The organism is Aureimonas sp. AU12 (genome assembly GCF_001463705.1).
Classification (GTDB): domain Bacteria; phylum Pseudomonadota; class Alphaproteobacteria; order Rhizobiales; family Rhizobiaceae; genus Aureimonas.
In genome coordinates, this window is sequence record NZ_BBWH01000043.1 from 123,234 (window position 1) to 145,065 (window position 21,832).

24 protein-coding genes are annotated in these 21,832 nt (G+C 65.9%); 18 read left to right on the plus strand and 6 right to left on the minus strand.

Annotated elements, in window-relative coordinates; all coding sequences use genetic code 11:
* The first annotated feature begins 76 nt into the window (after window positions 1-76).
* Complete coding sequence (locus AUL33_RS17440) at window positions 77-265, plus strand: hypothetical protein (RefSeq protein ID WP_062211167.1); 189 nt, start codon at window positions 77-79, stop codon at window positions 263-265.
* On the opposite strand, the gene AUL33_RS17445 is transcribed toward AUL33_RS17440, so the two are convergent.
* Window positions 233-1,438: a PHB depolymerase family esterase gene (locus AUL33_RS17445; protein WP_062211170.1), complete on the minus strand. Its 1,206-nt coding sequence runs from the start codon at window positions 1,436-1,438 to the stop codon at window positions 233-235. The two genes, AUL33_RS17440 and AUL33_RS17445, sit on opposite strands and share 33 nt — an antisense overlap.
* A 42-nt stretch (window positions 1,439-1,480) precedes the next feature.
* Complete coding sequence (locus tag AUL33_RS17450; protein WP_244492317.1) at window positions 1,481-1,882, minus strand: CopG family transcriptional regulator; 402 nt, start codon at window positions 1,880-1,882, stop codon at window positions 1,481-1,483.
* A 151-nt stretch (window positions 1,883-2,033) separates the two neighbouring features.
* On the opposite strand from AUL33_RS17450, the gene AUL33_RS17455 reads away from it, so the two are divergent.
* From AUL33_RS17455 to AUL33_RS17510, 12 genes are all read left to right on the plus strand, one after another.
* A complete protein-coding gene (locus tag AUL33_RS17455; RefSeq protein WP_062211176.1) occupies window positions 2,034-3,017 on the plus strand; it encodes a DUF808 domain-containing protein in 984 nt (327 codons plus the stop codon).
* Between the two features lie 103 nt (window positions 3,018-3,120).
* Window positions 3,121-3,885 (plus strand): FadR/GntR family transcriptional regulator, encoded by a 765-nt coding sequence (locus AUL33_RS17460; RefSeq protein ID WP_062211179.1) that lies wholly within the window; start codon window positions 3,121-3,123, stop codon window positions 3,883-3,885.
* Between the two features lie 49 nt (window positions 3,886-3,934).
* Window positions 3,935-4,924, plus strand: coding sequence for a D-erythronate dehydrogenase (gene denD / locus AUL33_RS17465; protein WP_062211182.1), 990 nt, complete (start codon window positions 3,935-3,937; stop codon window positions 4,922-4,924).
* A 27-nt stretch (window positions 4,925-4,951) separates the two neighbouring features.
* Entirely contained in the window at window positions 4,952-6,214 is a 1,263-nt protein-coding gene (gene otnK, locus AUL33_RS17470) for a 3-oxo-tetronate kinase (RefSeq protein ID WP_062211185.1), read from the plus strand.
* On the plus strand, window positions 6,211-6,861 hold the full coding sequence (locus AUL33_RS17475; protein ID WP_062211188.1) for an aldolase: 651 nt from the start codon (window positions 6,211-6,213) through the stop codon (window positions 6,859-6,861). Before otnK ends, AUL33_RS17475 begins: the two co-directional genes overlap by 4 nt.
* Window positions 6,858-7,622 (plus strand): hydroxypyruvate isomerase family protein, encoded by a 765-nt coding sequence (locus AUL33_RS17480; RefSeq protein ID WP_062211189.1) that lies wholly within the window; start codon window positions 6,858-6,860, stop codon window positions 7,620-7,622. The genes AUL33_RS17475 and AUL33_RS17480 overlap by 4 nt, the downstream gene beginning before the upstream one ends.
* A 171-nt stretch (window positions 7,623-7,793) precedes the next feature.
* Complete coding sequence (gene ltnD / locus AUL33_RS17485) at window positions 7,794-8,723, plus strand: L-threonate dehydrogenase (protein WP_062211191.1); 930 nt, start codon at window positions 7,794-7,796, stop codon at window positions 8,721-8,723.
* A gap of 18 nt (window positions 8,724-8,741) precedes the next feature.
* Window positions 8,742-9,515 (plus strand): SDR family oxidoreductase, encoded by a 774-nt coding sequence (locus tag AUL33_RS17490; RefSeq protein ID WP_062211193.1) that lies wholly within the window; start codon window positions 8,742-8,744, stop codon window positions 9,513-9,515.
* A gap of 74 nt (window positions 9,516-9,589) precedes the next feature.
* The gene (locus AUL33_RS17495; protein WP_062211195.1) at window positions 9,590-10,648 is read left to right on the plus strand and encodes an ABC transporter ATP-binding protein; all 1,059 of its coding nucleotides are present in this window, start codon (window positions 9,590-9,592) and stop codon (window positions 10,646-10,648) included.
* Window positions 10,649-10,755: 107 nt separating this feature from the next.
* On the plus strand, window positions 10,756-12,075 hold the full coding sequence (locus tag AUL33_RS17500; RefSeq protein WP_156419468.1) for an ABC transporter substrate-binding protein: 1,320 nt from the start codon (window positions 10,756-10,758) through the stop codon (window positions 12,073-12,075).
* Between the two features lie 193 nt (window positions 12,076-12,268).
* Complete coding sequence (locus AUL33_RS17505; RefSeq protein WP_062211200.1) at window positions 12,269-13,216, plus strand: carbohydrate ABC transporter permease; 948 nt, start codon at window positions 12,269-12,271, stop codon at window positions 13,214-13,216.
* A 41-nt stretch (window positions 13,217-13,257) separates the two neighbouring features.
* A complete protein-coding gene (locus AUL33_RS17510) occupies window positions 13,258-14,124 on the plus strand; it encodes a carbohydrate ABC transporter permease (protein WP_374754445.1) in 867 nt (288 codons plus the stop codon).
* Window positions 14,125-14,201: 77 nt separating this feature from the next.
* Here AUL33_RS17510 and AUL33_RS17515 read toward each other — a convergent pair whose 3' ends face one another.
* The 3 genes from AUL33_RS17515 to AUL33_RS17525 all read right to left on the minus strand — a co-directional run bounded on the left by AUL33_RS17515 (window position 14,202) and on the right by AUL33_RS17525 (window position 16,695).
* A complete protein-coding gene (locus AUL33_RS17515; RefSeq protein ID WP_062211205.1) occupies window positions 14,202-15,014 on the minus strand; it encodes a transglutaminase family protein in 813 nt (270 codons plus the stop codon).
* 61 nt (window positions 15,015-15,075) lie between these two features.
* Window positions 15,076-16,023 (minus strand): transglutaminase family protein, encoded by a 948-nt coding sequence (locus tag AUL33_RS17520; RefSeq protein WP_062211208.1) that lies wholly within the window; start codon window positions 16,021-16,023, stop codon window positions 15,076-15,078.
* A 210-nt stretch (window positions 16,024-16,233) separates the two neighbouring features.
* Window positions 16,234-16,695 (minus strand): MarR family winged helix-turn-helix transcriptional regulator, encoded by a 462-nt coding sequence (locus tag AUL33_RS17525; protein WP_202815312.1) that lies wholly within the window; start codon window positions 16,693-16,695, stop codon window positions 16,234-16,236.
* Between the two features lie 202 nt (window positions 16,696-16,897).
* Here AUL33_RS17525 and AUL33_RS17530 point away from each other — a divergent pair, with 202 nt between their 5' ends.
* The 5 genes from AUL33_RS17530 (at window position 16,898) to AUL33_RS17550 (ending at window position 21,094) form a co-directional block, all read left to right on the plus strand.
* A complete protein-coding gene (locus AUL33_RS17530) occupies window positions 16,898-17,323 on the plus strand; it encodes an organic hydroperoxide resistance protein (protein WP_062211213.1) in 426 nt (141 codons plus the stop codon).
* Between the two features lie 421 nt (window positions 17,324-17,744).
* Window positions 17,745-18,827, plus strand: a complete 1,083-nt coding sequence (locus tag AUL33_RS17535) for a DUF2778 domain-containing protein (protein ID WP_244492319.1) — start codon at window positions 17,745-17,747, stop codon at window positions 18,825-18,827.
* Window positions 18,828-19,137: 310 nt separating this feature from the next.
* Complete coding sequence (locus AUL33_RS17540) at window positions 19,138-19,596, plus strand: TadE/TadG family type IV pilus assembly protein (protein WP_062211219.1); 459 nt, start codon at window positions 19,138-19,140, stop codon at window positions 19,594-19,596.
* Window positions 19,593-20,129, plus strand: a complete 537-nt coding sequence (locus AUL33_RS21735) for a TadE/TadG family type IV pilus assembly protein (protein WP_192843210.1) — start codon at window positions 19,593-19,595, stop codon at window positions 20,127-20,129. The genes AUL33_RS17540 and AUL33_RS21735 overlap by 4 nt, the downstream gene beginning before the upstream one ends.
* On the plus strand, window positions 20,123-21,094 hold the full coding sequence (locus tag AUL33_RS17550) for a TadE/TadG family type IV pilus assembly protein (RefSeq protein WP_062211225.1): 972 nt from the start codon (window positions 20,123-20,125) through the stop codon (window positions 21,092-21,094). The genes AUL33_RS21735 and AUL33_RS17550 overlap by 7 nt, the downstream gene beginning before the upstream one ends.
* Here AUL33_RS17550 and AUL33_RS17555 read toward each other — a convergent pair whose 3' ends face one another.
* The gene (locus tag AUL33_RS17555; protein ID WP_156419470.1) at window positions 21,095-21,304 is read right to left on the minus strand and encodes a hypothetical protein; all 210 of its coding nucleotides are present in this window, start codon (window positions 21,302-21,304) and stop codon (window positions 21,095-21,097) included.
* Between the last annotated feature and the right edge of the window lie 528 nt (window positions 21,305-21,832).

The window sequence follows — 21,832 nt, forward strand, 5'->3', positions numbered from 1 at the left end:
AGGGCCCGATGCGGCCCGTCCCACAAAAGTCGTTTTGCCGCATGAGATTCAGCTCGGAAGGGACGCCCGGAGCCACATGATGATCCATCTCATTCGACGGGAAGGCGAGGCCGCGTTTCTCGACGGCACGCATCGCAGCGCCAATCCCTATGACGTGCAGACCAACGAGTGGATCGAATGGATGGACGGCTTCGATGCCGCTGCCAGCCAGAAATCCCACCCGCACGAGGTTTCAGCCGCCTGCGAGCACGTCCGCGTCCTCTGACGCGGTCGCCGGGCTGGTGGCTTCGAGGAAGAAGCGCACCATCTCGGCGCTGGCATCCGGCCCGGCTGCATCGGTGTAGGTGCCGGCCGGGCTGCCGCCGGACCAGGCGTGCCCCGCGCCGTGCAGGAGCCAATGCTCGCTGCGCAGCCGGCCGGCCGCGTCGCGGCGCACCGTCCGCTCGAAACTCGCACCGCTCGCCGAGGTGCCGTTGCGCACCTGCGTCGAGACCGCCGAGCGGGCGCCGGCCTGCACGAGCAGCCGCTCCCCGTTGGATGGATGAACCGTCGCATCGCGATCGCCATGGAAGACGATGGCGGGAATCGCGATCGCCGCCGCACTGGCCGTGCCGCCGGTGCGCATCGCCGCAAAGGCAGAGGGCATGTCGTGCGCAGCGCCCGCCGGCAGCCCGGAATGGATCCCGGCGGCCGCGAAGACATCCGGGTATTCGACGGCGAGGATGGCGGCCAGAGCGCCGCCGGCCGAGAGGCCCGCGACGAAGACCTGGCCCTTCGGCACCGCGAACTCGCGCGCGATCTCCTTGGCCAGCGAGGCGACGATCGCCGGTTCGCCGGCGCCGCGCGACTGGTCGGCCGGCTGGAACCAGTTCCAGCAGCGCTGCGCGTTGGCGCGGTTGTCCTGCGCCGGGTAGGCGACGAGGAACCCGTGCGCCTCCGCCAGTTCGTTCATCCGCGTCCCCGCCGCGAAATCGTCGGGCGACTGCGTGCAGCCGTGCAGCATGACCACGAGCGGCAGAGCCTGACCCTCGCGCCCGCTCGGAACATACAGCTTGTAGTCGCGGGCACCGGCCGAAGCAGAATGGGTGCGATCGAGAAACCGGGCGCCTTCGGGCAGAGGCGCCGTCGGCGTGTTGGCGTGCGCCATCGCCCCACCGAGCGAGCCGAGCCCGCCGAGCTTGGGCGCCAGCTTCTTCAGCATAGAGCCGACCCGGCCGGCGATGGCCGAGGCGTCGTGGCCGAGCCCGTCGGCGAAGGAGCTTTGCGAGCGGTTGTGCAAGCCTTGACTGCCGGGCGTCAGGTCGATCGTCGGACCGTCGTGGTCGTTCTGCGCGGGGACAGGTGCGCTGCCCTGCAGCACCGCCATGGCTTCGGTCAGCTTGCCCTCGCGGGTGAGGCGGGTGGCTTCGAGCATCGCGCTTTTGGACAGAGGCATCATGAGATCAGACCTTTCGGGTCGAAGGGAGACAGGGCGAGGGCATCAGGAAATGCGGCCGGCGAGCGCGGCCTTGACGGCGGGGCTGGCCTGAAGGGCGCCGAGAACGCGGATCGAGGCGATCGTTTCGGCCGCAAGATCGGCCGGCACGTCGTCGTCGATGACGGCGAGGCCGAGAACCTGGATGCGCAGGCGTTGGCCGGCATCCCGCGCGGCTTCCAGTGCCTGTCGGTCGTAGCGACGCAGACCGAGATCGAGTTCGTGCCGCTCGACGGAGCGACGCAGCACGTCGTCGTGTCGCCCGATCTGGTTGCGGATCGCGGTGCGGATGAAGTCGGAGCGGTTGGCGTAGAATCCGTCGGCGACGAGCAGATCGATCTGACCGAGATCGACATGGCCAAGGTTGAGCGTGATCTTCTCGCTGTCGGGCACTCTCGGCTTCTGCATTCGTTCCATCCCTAAACCATCCATCTGGATGGTAAATGGGAGCGAATGCTGCGCTGCGCAAGATCGCTGTGCGTGGAAGTTTGACTCCGCATTCGACCTGTCCAATTCCTGTCCGGCGGCTCTGTCGCCATAAACAAAGGACGGTGAGCCCGTGAGCATTGGATTGATCGCGCTACTCGACGACGTGGCGGCTCTGGCGAAGGTCGCGGCCGCGTCACTCGACGACGTGGCAGGGCAGGCGGCGCGGGCCGGCGTCAAGGCGGCAGGCGTGGTGATCGACGACGCCGCCGTGACCCCGCGCTACGTCGTGGGCTTCGCGCCGGCGCGCGAGTTGCCGATCGTCTGGCGCATCGCCCGCGGCTCGCTGCGCAACAAGCTCCTGTTCCTGCTGCCGATTGCTCTGGCGCTCGGCGCCTTCGCGCCCTGGGCGATCACGCCGCTTCTGATGCTCGGCGGCGCCTATCTCTGCTACGAGGGCACGGAGAAGGTCGCGGAATGGCTGTTTCCGCACGCCGCCCATGCCCACGAGGCCAAGGTCGATGCATCGGCGAGCAACAGTCAGGCGCTTGAGGACCAGAAAGTCGCGAGCGCCATCAAGACCGATTTCATCCTTTCGGCCGAGATCATGGCGATCAGCCTCGCCGCCGTTCCCGAGGCCGGCTTCTGGAGCGAGGCCGCGGTGCTCGCCGTGGTCGCCGTCGGCATCACCGCCGTCGTCTATGGCGGCGTCGCGCTCATCGTGAAGGCCGACGACGTCGGGCTCGCGCTCGCCTCCAACCGCTCGCCATCGTCCTTCGCGGCACTGGGGCGGGGCGTCGGTCGCGCGCTCGTCACGGGCATGCCGGTCTTCCTGAAGATCCTCGCGGTGGTCGGCACGGCGGCGATGGTCTGGGTCGGCGGCGGCATTCTCGTGCACGGACTGGAGGAGTACGGCATCGTCGCGCCCGCCCATCTCATCCACGACGCCTCCGCCGCCGTCACCGCGGCGGCAGGCGGCATCCTCGGCTGGCTGGTGACGGCGGCCGGGTCCGGCATCATCGGCCTCGCGGTGGGTGCCGCGCTCATTCCCCTCGTCGGCAAGGTGATCGGACCGCTGTGGAAGCGCCTGCGCGGCGGGTCTGCGGCCACCGCCTGAGCGCTTGTTCGCGAGGCAACCTGCTCGCTTGACAGGCGGTGGGCGATCGGATCAATTCGACTGGTCTGCTGGCCAAACCAGCAGCCGCCATTCGGACAGTCCCATGTCGCTCACTCATTTCGTTCTCGAGCATGCGCCCGAGCTTCAGCAGAAGATCGTTCGGCGCAACATCCGGGACGTCGTCGCCGGCAAGATCGCCATCCTCATCGCGTCCGGCATCTTCAAGATCGGAGATGACCTGCCGAGCGAGCGCGATCTCGCCGCCGCCCTGCAGGTCAGCCGCGAATCGGTTCGCGGTGGCATCCAGATCCTGGCGGCGCGCGGCCTGCTGGCTGTCGTCCACGGTTCGCGCACCCGCGTCGTCTCCGACGAGGTCGGCGCCGAATTCAAGCAGATGCGCGAGCCCCGGCTGGTCAACAGTTACGGCCTCGACGACATCCACGGCGCGCGGCTCCTCGTCGAGCGCACGGTGGTGGGCGCGGCCGCGGCGCGGATGGACGACGAGACGCTGCGTTTTTTGCGCGAGTCTCTGAAGGCCCAGCGCGGCGCGATGGACGATCCCGTCCGCTTCCTCATCAGCGATCGCGAGTTTCATCTCGCGGTCTACCGCGCCTGCGGAAACCCGGCGCTCGGCGACTTCGTGGCCGATCTCTACGCCTACATGATGGAAAACCGCTGCCGCGCCGTGGCCGAGCCCGGCGCCATCGCCCGCAGCGTCGGCGACCACGAGGCGATCGTCGCCGCGCTGGAGCGCCGCGACGCCGATGCCACGATCGCCGCGTTCGAAACTCATCTCGATCGCATCTACCGCACGACACGGGACGTCGTCGCCCGGACCGGAACACCGGCCGGCGCGAACGGGATTTAGCAGGGCCGGCCCGGCGAGACGCTGGCGGGCTTTGAGGGGAGGAAGACCTATGAAAGTGCTCATCATCGGCGCTGCCGGTATGATCGGACGCAAGCTCGCCGAGCGCATCGGTGCCGATGGCGGCATCGGCGAGCGCGCGGTCGACGAACTCGTTCTGGCCGATGTCGTCGAACCGCAGGCGCCGGCAGGCCGGGTCGGCAACGTGAAGACGCTGGCCGTCGACATTTCCGTTCCCGGCGCCGCCAAGCCGCTCGTCGCGGAGCGGCCCGACATCATCTATCACCTCGCTGCCATCGTCTCGGGCGAGGCGGAAGCCGATTTCGCCAAGGGCTACCGCATCAATCTCGACGGAACGCGTGATCTCTTCGAGGCCATCCGCGCCGAGCACGAGGCGAGCGGCTACACGCCCCGCCTCGTCTTCGCTTCGTCGATCGCCGTCTTCGGCGCGCCGTTCCCCGACCGCATCCCCGACGATTTCGCGCTGACCCCGCTGACGAGCTATGGCACGCAGAAAGCGATCTGCGAATTGCTTCTGGCCGACTACACCCGCCGGGGCATCTTCGACGGGCTGGGCCTGCGCCTGCCGACGATCTGCATTCGTCCGGGCAAGCCGAACAAGGCGGCGTCGGGCTTCTTCTCCAACATCCTGCGCGAGCCGATGGCGGGGCAGGAGGCCGTGCTCCCGGTGGGCGAGGATGTGCGCCACTACTTCGCCAGCCCGCGCGCGGCGATCGGCTTCTTCCTTCATGCCGCGGCGCTCGACACGGCGAACATCGGCCCGCGGCGCAATCTCAGCCTGCCGGGCCTCTCGGCGACGGTGGGGAACGAAATCGCCGCGCTGGGGCGGATCGTCGGTGAGCGCGCCGTGAAGCTGATCCGGCGCGAGCCCGACGAGACGATCATGCGCATCGTTTCCGGCTGGGCTCCCGACATCGAGGCCCGCCGCGCTCGCGAGTTGGGGTTCCAGGCCGAAACCTCGTTCGACGAGATCATCCGCGCCCATCTCGAAGACGAACTCGGCGGCACCGCGGCCGTCTGATCCGCGGAGCGACAGGGAGGCGGGCGCATGCTGCTCGGATGCATCGGCGACGATTTCACGGGGTCGTCGGACCTCGCCAACACGCTACGCAAGGGCGGCATGCGGGTGACGCAGTATACCGGCGTTCCCGCACTCCCTGCCGACGGCGCAGTCGAGGCCGGGATCGTCGCGCTGAAGTCTCGCACGATCCCGGCGGCAGACGCGGTTCGCCTGTCGCTGGCGGCGGCGGACTGGCTGCTGGCGCAGGGCTGCCGGCAGATCCTGTTCAAATACTGCTCGACCTTCGATTCCACCCCGGAGGGCAATATCGGGCCGGTGATCGACGCGCTGATGGAGCGGTTGGGGGCCGACCGCGCGATCGTCTGTCCAGCCTTTCCGGCGGCGGGCCGCTCGCTCTACCAAGGCCATCTCTTCGTCGGCGACCGGCTTCTCAGCGAAAGCGGCATGCAGAACCATCCGCTGACGCCGATGCGCGACGCCGATCTGCGCCTCTGGCTGGCGCCGCAGACGCGAGCCGCGGTCGGCCATGTCGCGGCGCGCGAGGTCTTCGCCGGCGCGGATGTCATCCGCGCGGGTCTCGATCGCGAGGTCGGGGCCGGGAGGCCGGTCGTCGTTGTGGACGCGATCCGCGACGAGGATCTTCTGGCGATCGGCCGGGCCGCGCACGACCATCGTCTTGTCACCGGCGGCTCCGGGGTCGCGCTCGGCCTACCCGCGAACTTCCGCGATGCCGGGTTGCTGGCGGATAAGGGTGCGCAGGCCTGGGCGCCCGGCGGCGGGCCGGCGGCGATCCTGTCCGGCTCCTGTTCCGACATGACGCGCCGGCAGGTGGACTGCTACCGCGCCGGCCATCCCGCCCGCGAAGTGGCGCCGGACGAGCTGATGGACGGGCGCGTGACCGCCGAAGCGATTGCGGGCTGGGCGCTCGACCGGATCGATGAGGCGCCGCTCGTCTTCACCTCGGCCGATCCGGACGCGGTGCGCGCCGCGCAGGAGCGCTACGGCCGCGCTGAGATCGCTGGTCGCATCGAGGACTTCTTCGCCGAACTCGCGCGCCGGCTGGTCGAAGGCGGCGTCGCCCGGCTCGTCACGGCCGGCGGCGAGACGTCCGGCGCCGTTGTCGAGGGGCTGGCGCTTGCGGCCCTCGACATCGGACCGGAGATCGCCCCCGGCGTGCCCGCCGTGAAGGCATCCGACCGGCCGCTCTGGCTGGCGTTGAAGTCGGGCAATTTCGGCGACGCCGACTTCTTCGAAACCGCGCTTCATGTGCTCGAAAGGCCGGCGCGATGAGCGCCGAGGCGCGGCTGCGTGAGACGATCTGCCGGATGGCCGCCTCGCTCTTCGATCGGGGGCTGACGCACAGCTCCTCGGGCAACATCTCGGTGCGCACCGAGGATGGCGGCCTGCTCGTGACGCCCACCGGCTCGTCCTTCGGGCGGCTCGACCCGGCGCGGCTCAGCCGGTTCGATGCCGGCGGCACCTTGATCGAGGGCGACCGGCCGACGAAGGAAATGCCGCTGCATCAGGCCTTCTACGAGACACGGCGTTCGGCCGGTGCGGTGGTGCATCTGCATTCCTGCCATTCGGTGGCGTGGTCGATGATGCCGGACGTCGATCCCGACGACCTGCTGCCGCCGCTCACCGCCTATTCGATCATGCAACTCGGCCGCGTGCAGCTTCTGCCCTTCTTCGTGCCCGGCGACCCCGCCACGGCCGACGCAATCCGCGGCCTTGCCGGCAAGCGCTCGGCGGTGATGCTCGCCCATCACGGTCCGGTCGTCGCGGGGCGTGATCTCGAGGCGGCGGTCAATGCGATCGAGGAGCTGGAGGCGACGGCGCGGCTGGCCATGCTCACCCACGGCCACCGGCCCCGCACCCTCCAGCCCGACCAGATCCGGGCGGTCGTCACCGCCTTCGACGTGGAGTGGTCCGCATGATCCGTCTCTCCGCCAATCTCGGCTTCCTCTGGGCCGACCGGCCGCTGCCCGACGCGGTCCATGCGGCGAAGGCCGCAGGGTTCGACGCCGTCGAATGCCATTGGCCCTACGATCAGGATGCCGGTGCGATGCGCCGCGCCCTCGACGAGACCGGCCTGCCGATGCTCGGGTTGAACACGGCCAAGGGGCGCCCGGGCGAGTTCGGCCTCTCCGCGCTGCCCGGCCGCGAGGAGGAGGCACGTGCCGCGATCGATCAGGCTTTCGCCTACGGAATCGCGATCGGCGCGAGGGCGGTGCATGTCATGGCGGGCGCCTCGCGCAGCGTCACTGGAGCCGCCGAGACCTTCGATCGCAACCTTCATCACGCCTGCGACCTCGCCAGCGCCCACGACATGACCGTGCTGATCGAGCCGCTGAACGCGCGCGACGCGCCGAACTATTTTCACGCCACCGTCGAGGAGGCCGCCGCGGTGGTCGAGCGGGCGGGCCGGCCGGAACTGAAGATCATGTTCGACTGCTATCACCAGCAGATCATGGGCGGCGACCTCACCCGGCGGTTCCAGCGCTTTCACTCGCTCGTCGGTCACGTCCAGTTCGCCGCCGTACCGTCGCGGGCCGAGCCAGACGAGGGCGAACTGGCCTACGAGCGGTTGCTGCCAGCGCTCGTCGAGGCCGGCTGGGCCGGGTTCTTCGGCGCGGAATACAAGCCACGCGCCGGGACCGACGAAGGCCTCGGATGGGTGGCGGGCATCGCCAGCTGAGGCATTACGGGAAGGGGAAACCCGGGCCCCACATTCGCATTGGCAAACTGGTCTAAGTATAATACCAATCGTTGAAAGCGCCCGAATCCGGGCGGCGATCCCGGGTCACAAGCCGCGCAGACGGCCGCTCGGAAGCGGTGGACCGAAGGGTCTGTTGGAAGGGGAGGACGGATGGTCGACGGCGCCACCCATGCATCCGGCACTGCGCCCGTTGTGGCGGTGCTCGGCCTCGGCTCGATGGGTCTCGGCATGGCCACGTCTCTGTTGCGCGGCGGGCATTCGGTTGTCGGTTACGATCCCTTCCCGGCATCGGTGGAACGTTTCGAAGCCGCTGGCGGGACCGTCGCTCCGAGTGCGGCCGAGGCCGTGGACCAGGCGGGAACGGTGATCAGCGTCGTGGTGAACGCGGCGCAGACGGAGAGCCTTCTGTTCGGTGAGGGCGGCGTCGCGGCGGCCATGCCCGAGGGCTCCGTCTTCGTCTCCTGCGCCACCATGGATCCCGAGATCGCCCGCCGGTTGTCGGCATCGCTGGAAGCCACGGGTCGCCATTATCTCGATGCGCCGATGAGCGGCGGCCCGGTGCGCGCGGCCGCCGGCGAGCTGACGATGATGGCGTCGGGATCGCCTGAGGCCTTTGCCGCCGCGCGCCCGGCACTCGATGCCGTGACCGCCACGGTCTACGAACTCGACGATGCCGCGGGCGCTGGCGCCGCGTTCAAGATGATCAACCAGCTTCTGGCCGGCGTCCACATCGCCGCCGCCTGCGAGGCGATCGCCTTTGCGGCCAGGCAGGGGCTGGATCTTCGCAAGGTCTACGAGGTCATTACCGCATCCGCCGGAAACAGCTGGATGTTCGAGAACCGGATGCCGCATGTTCTGGATGGCGACTACGCGCCGAAGAGCGCCGTCGACATCTTCGTCAAGGATCTCGGCATCGTGCAGGATATGGCGCGCAGCGCGCGGTTTCCCGTCCCGGTCTCGGCGGCCGCCCTGCAGATGTTTCTCGCGGCGTCGGGCGCCGGTATGGGGCGCGACGACGACGCCTCGCTCGCCCGCATCTATGCCGGACTGTCCGGCGCCACCCTTCCTGATGCCCGATAACCGGACCCGACATTTGCCATGACCGCATCCGACACCCGTTCCTCGCCAAAGATCGCGCTCGTCACGGGCGGCGGCACCGGCATCGGCAAGGCCATCGCGCGCGCCCTGGCTGGTGCGGGCTGGCAGGTCGTGATCACCGGACGTCGCCAGGGCGTGCTCGACGAGACGGCGGCCGCGATCTCCGAGACGGGCCCGGCGGTGGTGGCCGTTCCCGCCGATATCGGCGACCCCGCTTCTGTCGCCAAACTTTTCGACGAGGTCGAGACGCGCTTCGGGCGGCTGGATCTGCTCGTCAACAATGCCGGCTCCAACGCGCCGCCGATCCCGCTGGAGGATGTAACCTTCGAGCAGTGGTCGGGCGTCGTGGCCGCCAATCTCACCGGCGCCTTCCTCTGCACGCAGGGCGCCTTCCAGCTGATGAAGCGCCAGAGCCCGAAGGGCGGGCGCATCATCAACAATGGTTCGATCTCGGCGACGACCCCGCGGCCGAACTCGGCGCCCTACACAGCGACGAAGCACGCCATCGCCGGCCTCACCAAGTCCACCGCGCTCGACGGCCGTCCCTTCGACATCGCCTGCGGGCAGATCGACATCGGCAATGCCGCAAGCGACATGACCTCGGCCATGTCGTCCGGCGTCCTGCAGCCCGACGGGCAGTTGCGCCCGGAGCCCACGATGGACGTGGCGCTGGTCGGCGAAGCCGTCGTCAACATGGCCGCGCTGCCGCTTGAAGCCAACGTGCTCACCATGACGATCATGGCGACCAAGATGCCCTTTGTCGGACGCGGCTAGCCACGCCAATCCATTCGAGAGCCGAGACGAGGCGGAACGCCCACCGGCCACCAGTTCAGGGAGGAACCCTCAGCATGGCTTCTGTCGATATCGTCGACGTCAAGAAGAACTTCGGCTCGCATCCGGTGATCAAGGGCGTCAACGTCCATATCGAGGACGGGGAGTTCGTCATTCTCGTGGGCCCGTCGGGCTGCGGAAAGTCGACGCTGCTGCGGATGCTGGCGGGGCTCGAGCACATTTCCGGCGGCGAGATCCGCATCGGCGACCGCGTCGTCAACGACGTGCCGCCGAAGGATCGCGACATCGCGATGGTGTTCCAGAACTATGCGCTCTACCCGCATATGAGCGTCGCCGACAACATGGCGTTCTCGCTCAAGCTGAAGGGCGCCGCGCAGTCCGAGATCGACAAGCGCGTGAAGCCGGCTGCCGACATTCTAGGCCTGACGAGCCTGCTCGACCGCTATCCCCGCCAGCTCTCAGGCGGCCAGCGCCAGCGCGTCGCGATGGGTCGCGCCATCGTGCGCGATCCGCAGGTGTTCCTCTTCGACGAGCCGCTGTCGAACCTCGATGCCAAGCTGCGCGTCTCGATGCGCACCGAGATCAAGAACCTGCACCAGCGCCTGACCACGACGACGGTCTACGTGACGCACGACCAGATCGAGGCCATGACCATGGCCGACAAGATCGTGGTCATGCAGGACGGACGCATCGAGCAGATCGGCGCGCCGCTCGAACTCTACGACAAGCCCAACAATCTCTTCGTCGCCGGCTTCATCGGCTCGCCCGCCATGAACATGCTGCACGGCAAGCTCGACCCGAGCGACCCCTCGCGCTTCCTCACCAATGACGGCATCTCGCTGCCGCTGGGGCAGGCGCATCGCGGCGCTGTCGGCAAGGATCTCGTCTACGGCGCGCGGCCCGAGGCGATCCGCCTCGGCGGCGACATTCCGATCGAGGTCATCGTCATCGAGCCCACCGGTTTCGAAAGCCAGGTCCTCGGCAAGCTCGGCCAGACCAGCGTCACCTGCGTTTTCCGCGAGCGCGTCGACATCCGGCCCGGCGAGCGGCTGCACGTCTCGGTCGACGCCAACTCGGTCCATCTCTTCGACGCCAAGACCGGCGAACGCCTCTGAACCAGACTGCCCGGGGCATTCGTGCCGGGGCCAAGAAAAAGGCGGCGGGCGCTTCTTCGCGTTCGACCGCCGACCGCATCAACGATCACGATTTCTGGGAGGAAAGCATCATGATCAATCGTAGAAACCTGCTGGCGGGCTCCGCCGGTCTTGTCGCCGCGGGTGCGCTCGGTAGACCGCTGGGGTTCGGCCGCGCCTTTGCGCAGGGCGCCGAACCGAACTTTACGCCGGAGGCCGGCGCCTCGCTGCGGCTTTTGCGCTGGGTGCCGTTCGTGCCGGCCGAGGAGGAAGCCTTCCTCGCCAACACCAAGAAATTCTCCGATTCCACCGGCGTCGCCGTGCGCATCGACAAGGAAAGCTGGGAGGACGTGCGCCCGAAGGCCGCCGTCGCGGCCAATGTCGGCTCCGGCCCCGACATGGTGATGAGCTGGTTCGACGACCCGCAGCAGTACCCGGACAAGCTCGTCGACGTCACCGACCTCGGCACCTATATCGGCGGCGCCAATGGCGGCTGGTATCCGGGCCTGGAATCCTATGCCAAGCGCGACGACAAGTTCATCGCCCTGCCGCTCTGCGCCATCGGTAATGCCGTGGTCTACCGCGACAGCCACATGAAGGCGGCGGGCTTCAGCGAGTTTCCCAAGGACACTGCGGGCTTCCTCGAACTCTGCAAGGCGATGCAGGCTAAGGGCACGCCGGCTGGCTTCCCGCACGGCAAGGCCGTGGGCGACGGCAACAACTACGCGCATTGGCTGCTGTGGAGCCACGGCGGCAAGATGGTGGATGAGAGCGGCAAGGTCGTGCTCAACAGCCCCGAGACGCTCGCGGCCGTGAAGTACGCGCAGGAGCTCTACAAGACCTTCATTCCCGGCACCGAGAGCTGGCAGGACGTCAACAACAACCGCGCCTTCTTGGCGGGTCAGGTGTCGCTGACGGCCAACGGTGTCTCAGTCTACTATGCGGCTCTGAAGGACCCGGCGATGAAGGAGATCGCCGACGACATGCGCTCCACCAACCTGCCGATCGGGCCGGTCGGCCAGTCGGTCGAACTGCACCAGACCTCGACCATCTCGATCTTCCGCCACACGAAGTTCCCCGAGGCGGCCAAGGCCTACCTGAAGTTCCTGTATCAGCCCGAGAACATGAACGCCTGGATCCAGGGTGCCAGCGCCTATTGCTGCCAGCCACTGCGGACGTTCGAGAGCAACCCGGTTTGGACGTCGAACCCGATCCACGCAGCCTATGCCAAGGCCTCCGCCAGCCTTCGCCCGAACGGCTATGCCGGACCGCTCGGCGCAGCTTCGGCCGGCGCGATGGCCGACTACGTGCTCGTCGACATGTTCGCCGAAGCCGTGACCGGCCAGTCCTCGCCCGAGGATGCCATCACCAACGCCGAACGCCGCGCCAACCGCTACTACCGCGTCTGAGGTGTCCCGACCTTCGTCTCCCGGCAGCGGGAGGCGAGGGCTACGAAGCGAACGCAGCGAAGCGGCGGTCCCGGGGATCGCGGCCAGCCTTGCCGTCGAGCCGGCCGGCGAGCGCGCTTGGCCGCTCGCGTCATGGGCGAGCGCGTCCCGCATCGGAACCGCATGAGAGCGCATCAGGGCAAAGGATCGACCAATGTCGACGATCACCACCAGACCGACCAGGCGACCGCCGCGCGCCTCGTTCTTCGAGCGCCTGTCGCAGAGCCGGAACGGGCTCGGCCTGCTGTTCATGCTGCCGGCAGCGGTCTTTCTTCTCTGCTTTTTGACGTATCCGCTCGGCCTCGGCGTCTGGCTCGGCTTCACCGACACGAAGATCGGCCGTCCCGGCGTCTTCATCGGGCTGGAGAACTACGCCTACCTCATGCACGATCGCGTCTTCTGGATGTCGGTCTTCAACACGATCTTCTACACCACGCTCGCCTCGATCCTGAAGTTCGGTCTCGGGCTCTGGCTGGCGGTGATCCTCAACGAGAACCTACCCTGCAAGTCCTTCTTCCGCGCGATCATCCTCCTGCCCTGGGTGGTGCCGACCGTGCTTTCGGCGCTTGCGTTCTGGTGGATCTACGACGCGCAGTTCTCGGTGATCTCCTACGTCCTGATGAAGTGGGGCTGGATCTCGGCGCCGATCAACTTCCTCGGCGACCCGTGGAACGCGCGGCTCTCCGTCATGGCGGCCAATGTCTGGCGCGGCATCCCCTTCGTGGCGATCTCGCTTCTGGCGGGGCTGCAGACGGTGCCAGCTTCGCTGCATGAGGCGGCCGCGCTCGACGGAGCGACGTCCTGGCAGCGCTTCCGGCGTATCACGCTGCCGCTGCTGACGCCGATCATCGCGGTGGTCATGACCTTCTCGGTCCTGTTCACCTTCACCGACTTCCAGCTGATCTACGTCCTGACCAAGGGCGGCCCGGTGAACGCGACGCACCTGATGGCGACGCTCTCGTTCCAGCGCGGCATCCCCGGCGGAGACCTCGGCGAGGGTGCCGCCATTGCGGTGGCGATGGTGCCCTTCCTGCTGGCCGCCATCCTGTTCAGCTTCTTCGGCCTGCAACGCCGCAAGTGGCAGCAGGGCGGTTCGGATTGAGGAGAGACCTGATGACCGCACACACCGCCGAACCGGCCGTGATGTCCGACGATATCGTCGGCATGTCCCAGCACGACACGATGGCGCGCAAGATCCTGGTGATCTACCTGCCGCTCGCCGTCTTCATCTTCGTGCTGCTGTTTCCGTTCTACTGGATGGCGATCACCGCCGTGAAGCCGAACGACCAGCTCACCAACTACTCGGCGCACAGTCCGTTCTGGGTGGTCGGACCGACGCTCGACCACATCAAGTATCTCCTCTTCGAGACCTCCTATCCCGGTTGGCTCTGGAACACGATCGTAGTCTCCACTTGCTCGACGGTGATCGCTCTCGCGGCATCGGTCTTTGCGGCCTATGCGATCGAGCGCGTCCGGTTCACCGGGGCGCGGGTGACGGGGCTGCTCGTATTCCTCGCCTACCTCATCCCGCCCTCGATCCTCTTCATTCCGCTCGCCTTCATCGTCTTCCAGGTCGGCATCTTCGACTCCAAGCTGGCGCTGATCCTCACCTATCCGACCTTCCTCATTCCGTTCTGCACATGGCTGCTGATGGGATACTTCCGCTCGATCCCGTTCGAGCTCGAAGAGAGCGCGCTGGTGGACGGCGCGACGCGCTGGCAGATCCTGACGAAGATCGTCTTGCCGCTGGCGGTGCCCGGGCTGATCTCGGCCGGCATCTTCGCCTTCACCCTGGCCTGGAACGAGTTCATCTACGCGCTGACCTTCATCCAGTCGTCGGAGAACAAGACGGTGCCCGTGGGCGTGCTGACGGAACTGGTGCGCGGCGACGTGTACGAGTGGGGCTCGCTCATGGCGGGTGCGCTGCTCGGCTCGCTGCCGGTGGTCATCCTCTACTCGTTCTTCGTCGACTACTACGTCTCGTCGATGACCGGCGCCGTGAAGGAATAGGCACGCAGTGCCGCCGAACGAAAAAAGGCCGGCACCTCAAGGGTGCCGGCCTTTTCTGCGTCAACGGACGGTCGGAGTCAGGCGTCGATCAGCTCGTAGGACACGACGTCGAAATGCACGAGGTTGGCGGTGCCGAAGTTCGTCGACAGTGCGACGTCGGTGGCGTCGCGGCCGGTCGCCATCAGGATACGCCCGACGCGGGGATAGTTATGGCGAGCGTCGCCCGTGTACCAGTTGCCGCCGAGGTAGACCTCGAACCAGCCGCTGAAATCCATCGGGCCCGGCACCGGCGCAATCCGGATATCGCCAAGGTAGCCTGTGCAGTAGCGTGCGGGAATGTTCATGCAGCGGCAGAGCGTCGCCGCCAGATGCGCGAAGTCGCGGCAGACGCCGGTTCCGTCCATGTAGCCGCCAAAGGCCGAACGCGTGGAATCGGCGTTCTGGTAGTCGAAGCGGATGTGGTTGTGGACGAAGTCGCAGATCGCCTGCACGCGGCCCCAGCCGGGCGCCGTATGGCCGAACATCTGCCAGGCGAAGGTCGCCAGCTTGTCGGTGTCGCAGTAGCGGCTGCCGAGAAGATAGACGAGCACGTCGTCAGGCAGGTCCTGGATTTCGTGCTGCACGGCATTCCACGGCACGACGTCCGGCGCGCCGCTGTCGTAATAGTCGAAGGACGTCGAGATGTGCGTCACGCCGGGAGGGGCGACGATGCGCGTGCAGACGTTGCCGAACCCGTCGATGTAGTCGCGCGCGTTCACCGGCTGGTCATAGGTGATGACCTGTTCGGTCAGGAGATTCGCGCGGCGCGAAGGGTGGATGTTGAGCGCGAGAAGCATCGGCGTCGGCTGATAGCATTCGTAGCCCAAGGTGAAACCAGCGCGAATCTTCATCGAGTCTCCAAGTCGGTTCGAGGTGTCGAACATGCCGGCGCCGGCTGGCACGGGCGAGGGGTCAAGCGCCGGCCTCTTCGGGTTCGAGGCGCGGCACGGATGTGGGCATAGGGGCGGCGGGGCTGGAGGCACCGGTCTCGGTCGTCACGTTGACCTGGACGGTCATCTCCTTGGCATCCTCTGTCTCGCCGTCGAACGTCCCCGATAGCGGAATGGCCTGACGTGGATCCCGAACGACCGCGACACGAATTAGATCCCGGTTGCCGACGATCCCGTTGGTCGGGTCGAACTCGATCCAGCCGGCGCCCGGAAGATAGACCTGGCACCAGGCATGGGTGGAGCCGCCGCCGAGGACATCCGACCCGTCGCGGTCGGGCACATAGATGTATCCGGTGACGAAGCGGGCGGCCAAGCCGAGCGAGCGCACGGCTTCCATCATGAAGAGTGCGAAATCGCGGCAGGTGCCGCGGCGCGTTCTCAGCGTCACGAGCGGGGTCTGCGTGCCCTTCTCGTGCCGACGCGAATAGCTGAAGCTTTCGCGGATGGCAAAGCAGAGCGTCATCAGAAGCTTGCCGGTGTCCGTCTTGTCGGCACCCGGTGTCAGGAAGCGTCGCGCCCAGCGTCCGACCTCGTCATCCGCGTCGGGATAGTGGCGGACGATCAGGCGCTCCAGATCGGTCGCGTCGTCACGATCGTAGGAGAAGGGATAGGACATGGCACCGGGGTCAATGCAGAAGTCCGGGCCCGCCTGTGGCGAGTGATCGATCCGGATATGGGTGTCGAAGGCCAGCCGGCTGGCGCGGCCGGCGAAGCGCACCAAGGCGACGCAATTGCCGAAGACGTCGTGGATCCAGCGGATGTCGCTGGGGAGGGGATCCACCGTCAGCGTCGCTTCCAGCAGGCGCTGGTCGTAGCTGTCGCGCGGCCGAAACAGGATGCGGTGTTCGCCGAAGCCCACGGGCTTGGCATAATGGAACACCGTCCTGTGCTTCACCGAGAAGACGGCCATCGGTTGGTTAGGCTCCGGCCCATCACGCGGCGGGATCGCCGTATGCTTTCAGGCATTAGAAGGCTGTCGGCGTTGCGCTGCAAGATTGCAATGCAAAAAATTCGCTGCTTTCTTGGGCATGTCGCCAAACTGCCGCAGGAACGTTCGATGGCTGTGCTCGCGAAAGCGCAAGCGGCGCGCCGGGCGAGCAGTTTTCTGAAGCCACGGGAATCAGTCCGCGGTCGACAGGGATCGCGCAACGGCGTCGCGAAACAGGCGGACGTCGCGGTTGAGCCGGCGGACATCCTCGCCGGACAGCCCGGATGATTCAAACAACGTGTCGCCGAGGCAGGCGCTGCGATCCTTCATCGTCCGGCCATCGGCCGAGAGGGTCACCCGGACCTGACGTTCGTTGTCGGGGTTGCGGCGACGTTCGACAAAACCCGCCGCCTCCAGCCGCTTGACCAGCGGCGTGACGGTGCTGGATTCTAGCGAAAGCCGATCGGCGATCTCGCCCACCGCTCGGTCGTCCTGTTCCCAGAGCGTCGCGAGAACGAGATATTGCGGATAGGTGATGCCCAATTCGTCGAGCAACGGCTTGTAGGCACGGTTGATCGCCAGCGACGCGCCGTAGAGCGAGAAGCACAGGTGCTCGTCGAGGAGCGGAGGGGGCTTGGAGCGGGGCATAGCCATCCTGCGGGCAGTCGATGCGGTCGAACGCATCGTAGCACGATGACAGATATCGCGATAACATTTTCCTGGACACTGCATGGTTCGTCATCTATCAGACAATTGCCGCGATAAGGATTGCCGTGGCATCATTCGTCCGGCGGTGTCTGCTCTTCGATCGAGCTGGCGTCGTGCGTTCAGACCCTTGTGTTGGAAGGACTTCGATATGCCCGTGACCGTGATCTACAAGACCTCTGCGACTTCGACGGGCGGGCGCGATGGCGCTGCGCGCTCCGACGACGGCTCGGTCGACGTCAAGCTGGTGGTGCCGAAGGAGATGGGCGGCCCGGGCGGCGAAGGCGCCAATCCTGAAAAGTTGTTCGCGGCCGGTTACTCCGCCTGCTTCCTCGGCGCGATGAAGGCGGTCTCCGGCAAGGTCGGGGTGAAGGTGCCGAACGACGCGACCGTTACCGCGGAAGTCGGCTTCGGTCCGCGCTCCGAAGGCGGCTACGGTATCACCGCCGATCTTACGGTGAACCTGCCTGGCATCGACAATGCCGACGGCGAGCGCCTGATGGCGGCAGCCCACGAGGTCTGCCCCTATTCGAACGCGACGCGCGGCAACGTCGATGTCGGGCTGACGCTCGCCTGACCGGCTGACGGGGCGGCCGGTTCAAAAGGGGGCCGGCCAGCTCTCGTCGGCGGGCGCATCGGCTCGCTCACGGGGAGACGCGGAAGGGCCATCGACATATCCGAGATCCCGCCGCCATCCGTGCGAGAGGAAATTGGTAACCATAAGCCTTCATCATCATCGGAAATGCCGATGGGCGAGCTGATCGAGGTCAGCGCGTTCCGCCTGCGGTTTGATCCTCGTGATGACGGCGCTTTCGATGACCCTCGTTCCTGCTGCGACGTTGTCCCTGCCGACCTCTCGCGGGATCTCCCGCAGCCGCAACCGACTTTCCAGACCTCTGCGGCACCGGCATCTACGCCGTATCGTAACCGGCCTCACGTGGGGCGGAATCGTCCTGTCCTGCGCGTTGCTCGGCCTGACGATGCTGGGCGAGATGCCGGTGGTTGGGCCCCTCGATCCGCTGGCCTTGCTCTCGCCCGGCGTGGCGCCGCCAAGCGCCGTCATGCGGATCGCGGCGGACAGTCCCTCGCGTGCGACCCGCTTCCCGCGCTTTGCACGCCCGGCCAGCGCGGCGCCGGTTCGGCTGGCCGATCGCTTCCTGCCGACCGACACCCTGCCCGCAAGACCGAGCCCGCAGACGACCCCCTCATCGCCGGCAACAACGCATCTCTTTGCCGCGCCCATGCTGACAGCCGCGACAACGCTGCGATCGACCGAGGGGCTGGACCGCACGGCAAGTGCCCGGTCCTTCGAAGACCGGCGGATGCCTGCGGTCGGCGGCGAGGAACCGGACGTCGTCGCTGCGACCACGCCAGCCGATCCCGCTGCCGAAACGCAACTTGCGATGATTGAGCCGGATCGCTCGCCCCAGCTCCTCATCGGTAAACCTCCAATCGCAGAGGTGCCGGTGGCAAACGTGCGGCCGACACGGCGGCCGGTTGCTGCAGTCCGTGCGGTCGACGCGATCGCGGCGGTTCGTCGCGAACCGGTGGCGCGGCGCGAGGCGCCGGTTCTCGCCTATGCTCGTCCCGACGCCGGCGAGGAGCCACGGACCGACACGCCATCGGTTGGCATTCCTATGTCGCTGCCGGGGCGCGCAAGCGGCACGGCGATCTACGATATCGAGGCCGCAACGGTCTACCTGCCGAACGGCGAGAAACTGGAGGCGCATTCCGGCCTCGGTGCGCTTCGCGACGATCCACGCTTCGCCCATACGCGCAATCGCGGCGTGACGCCGCCGCACACCTACAATCTCACCCTGCGAGAAAGCCTCTTCCACGGCGTCCAGGCCATCCGGCTCAATCCTGTCGGCGGCGAGCGCAACATCCACAACCGCAACGGGCTTCTGGCCCACACCTACATGCTGGGACCGCGCGGCGACTCCAACGGCTGCGTCTCGTTCAAGGACTACAAGCGCTTCCTCGCCGCCTTCCGCCGGGGCGAGATCAGGAAACTGGTCGTCGTCGCCCGCCTCTCGAACCCCGGCTCGCGGTTCGCACGGTTCTTCGCATCGAAGGGCTAGAGACGCGCTCCCCGGTCCGGTTTGAGCATTCCGCATGACGGCGCCAAATTGGTCGTCAAATGCCGCTATCGGGTTGCATGAATGCAATCTGGGCGTTGCGGCGCTGTTTCGATCTTTAGTGGAGAATGAACGGAAAAATTGAAGCATCGCATTGAGATTGCCAAGATCATATGGATGGCTTTCTATGATCGAGACCAATTTCGACAGCGACTTAAATCCGACTTAACCCACTGCGCCTAGGCTGGGTCTCGCAGGTAGGGTGAAGCGGATGAGACTGGGTTGGAGATCGTTCCGCAAAGACGACGGGGGCGTGGCGGCCATCGAGTTCGCACTGCTGGCGATCCCGTTCTTCCTGCTTCTCTTTTCGATCATGGAAATTGCCTTGATCCTGACAGCGTCGATGCAGCTGGAACACGCGGTCGATCGCGTCGCGCGCCGGCTGATGACCGGAGAGACGATCAACGAGAAGGCCGCGATCAGAACCGACCTCTGTGGAGAAATGGTCTTCAGGATCGATTGTGCTGCCATGCGCATCGACTATCGAGAGGTCGCCGCGGTGACGGACTTCAGTCTGCCGAAGCCACTGGCCAACCGAAAGGTCGTCGACACCGCATTCGATTTCAAGGTGATCAGCGATCCTTCCTTCACCAGCTTGCGGGTCGGTTACGAGTGGAGCCTGATTCTCGAGCCGCTGGCGGTCGTGCTGTCGAACCTGTCCAACGGCAGTGTGTTCCTCGTCAGTACCTCGCTCGTGAGGATCGAAAAGTGAAGGGTTTGGCGCGAAAGTTCACGCGCAGCCGCTCCGGTGTCGCCGCGATCGAGTTCGCTCTGATCTACCCCGTTTTGTTGCTGCTGATGGTGGGCATGTTCGAGATCACGAACGCCGTCATCGCCTATCAGAAAACGCAGAAACTCGCGTACACCGTCGACCAGCTGATCACGAAGGCGCCTTCCGTCACCGCGCAGATCGTACAGAAAACCATGTCGGCGGCCGTTTCCGTCCTCGCGCCACTCGATGGCACGAATGCGACGATCGATGTCACGTATCGCTACATCGGCGCCGACGGCAAGATTTCGACGAGTTGGACGCAAAACTTCCCCAGCGGAAAAAAGGGGAGCGTGTTGAATTCACAACTTCCCGACAACTACTCGGCGCTACGAGACGTCGGATACCTGACGACATCCGTCAGGTATAATCATTCCGCAACATTTCCGGCTCTCTTCTTCAAGCAATTGCAAATGAATGCCGAGTCGATCGTTCGGCCTAGACCGGGAAAGCCCATCACGTGCACGGATTGCTGAAACGCTTCGCACGGTGCCATCGCGGAAATTTCGCGATCATCACCGCGGTTTCGATCATTCCTGTCATGGGTATGGCCGGTCTCGGTGTCGACTATTCGCAGGCCTATGCCACGCAAGCCACTTTGCAGGGCGAGGCCGACGCCATTGCCCTCGCCGTCGCTTCTGAAGGACCGGGTGCGAAGAGTCGCTTCTACGATGCGATGACGGCGACGGCAGGAAGTCGCGTCACGCTGGCCAAGGCGAAATTCGTCGGAACCTGGACTTCGGCGACCGAGTACGAGGTCACCGCCACCGCCGACGTGCCGCGAACGCTGTCCCGACTGATCCCGGTTGGCGGTTCCTCGATCGCGGTCGCCGCCAAATCGCTTGCCCGTTACACGGGTGCCAAGCTCGTCTACAAGCAGCCTGAAACCTTGTTCTTAGACCCGCTGGCCTGGGACTACAACAAGGTGAATGCCTATTGCTACAACGCGGCGATCGGCGCGAAAGACAAGTCTGCCGCAAGAACGCAAAGCGTGACCATTGCCGACAACGACAGCGGCCAGTATTCGTCCACCGTTCCACAATGCAAGGACGGCGAGACATTGAGCTTCGAGTTGTACAATATCGTCTGGGGAAAGCACGTCCCGAAAAACAAATCCGATCCATCGAAGGTCAATCGCTACTTTACCGACACGACAAAGGACAAGAATGGAGGGGACGTTTATAATTTGTCGGCTGACCTTCTTGAGACAATCTTGTGCCCCAATCTCAATGCCTGCCGCGAGAAACCTCTGGGAATCATCCCCGTCGGCACCGGTCGAACACCCTTGAAGAATACGCTGCCCTGTGAAAAAGGGAAGTATACCTACTATGGCTGGGAAGACACGCCGAATGGCGACCGCGACTACAACGACATCCGCATCATCATCGGTTGCCCGGTCTGGGAAAAGGCCGGTGACGAGAACGTTCGACTGGTAAAATAGTCAGCGGCCGACGGTGATGCCGGCTGCGATGCAGACGCCAGAGAAGAAGGTGAGGGCGCACCGGTCGTCGCCGGTTTGGATTCGGCGCGGGTCCGTGAGCCGACCGAACCTGATCTCGATCTTGTGGCGCTGGCGATCAGGCATCACGTCTTGCGTGACCGGGGCCTTGCGTCTGGAACGGGCGGGAATGCAGGCCTTGATGCCGCGCAAGGCCGAAGCTTGGCAGAGGCCGTCGACACCGTATCTCTTCTCTTCCGGCCTCAGCTTGGCTTTCGGCAGGCAGAACAGGCCATGCGACTGCACATCGTTGCGAACGCAGCGGGTCGCTCGTAGCCGATCCCCGCGTCTGGCTCTGCAGGCGACACTCGGCCGTTGCCTTCTGACGAGCAACGGCCGGTCGATCGAGTGTAGGCTGTTGCTCTCGAAATGCTTTGCCGATTTGCCCTGCGATGGCCGGATTTGCCGATCCGACAATGCGACTGGTCCTAGCTGAGTGGTTCCACAGTCGGTCGCCGGACGTCGAGCCCTTCCGGGTCTGAAAGGTGAGAGGCGGCTGCTATGGTCGGTCAAACTCGCGCCGCCAAGCTGAACGATGCCGATCCGCAAGCTTGGCTTCCGTGCGTCCTCATCGCCGACATTGCGCAAGGAGGCGGGCGCAGCAGCTGAGCTAGAACAGAGCCGCCGTCACTCGCCGTGAACGGAGTGACGCTGCAAGACCGCTGCCCAAGCCTGACGAGG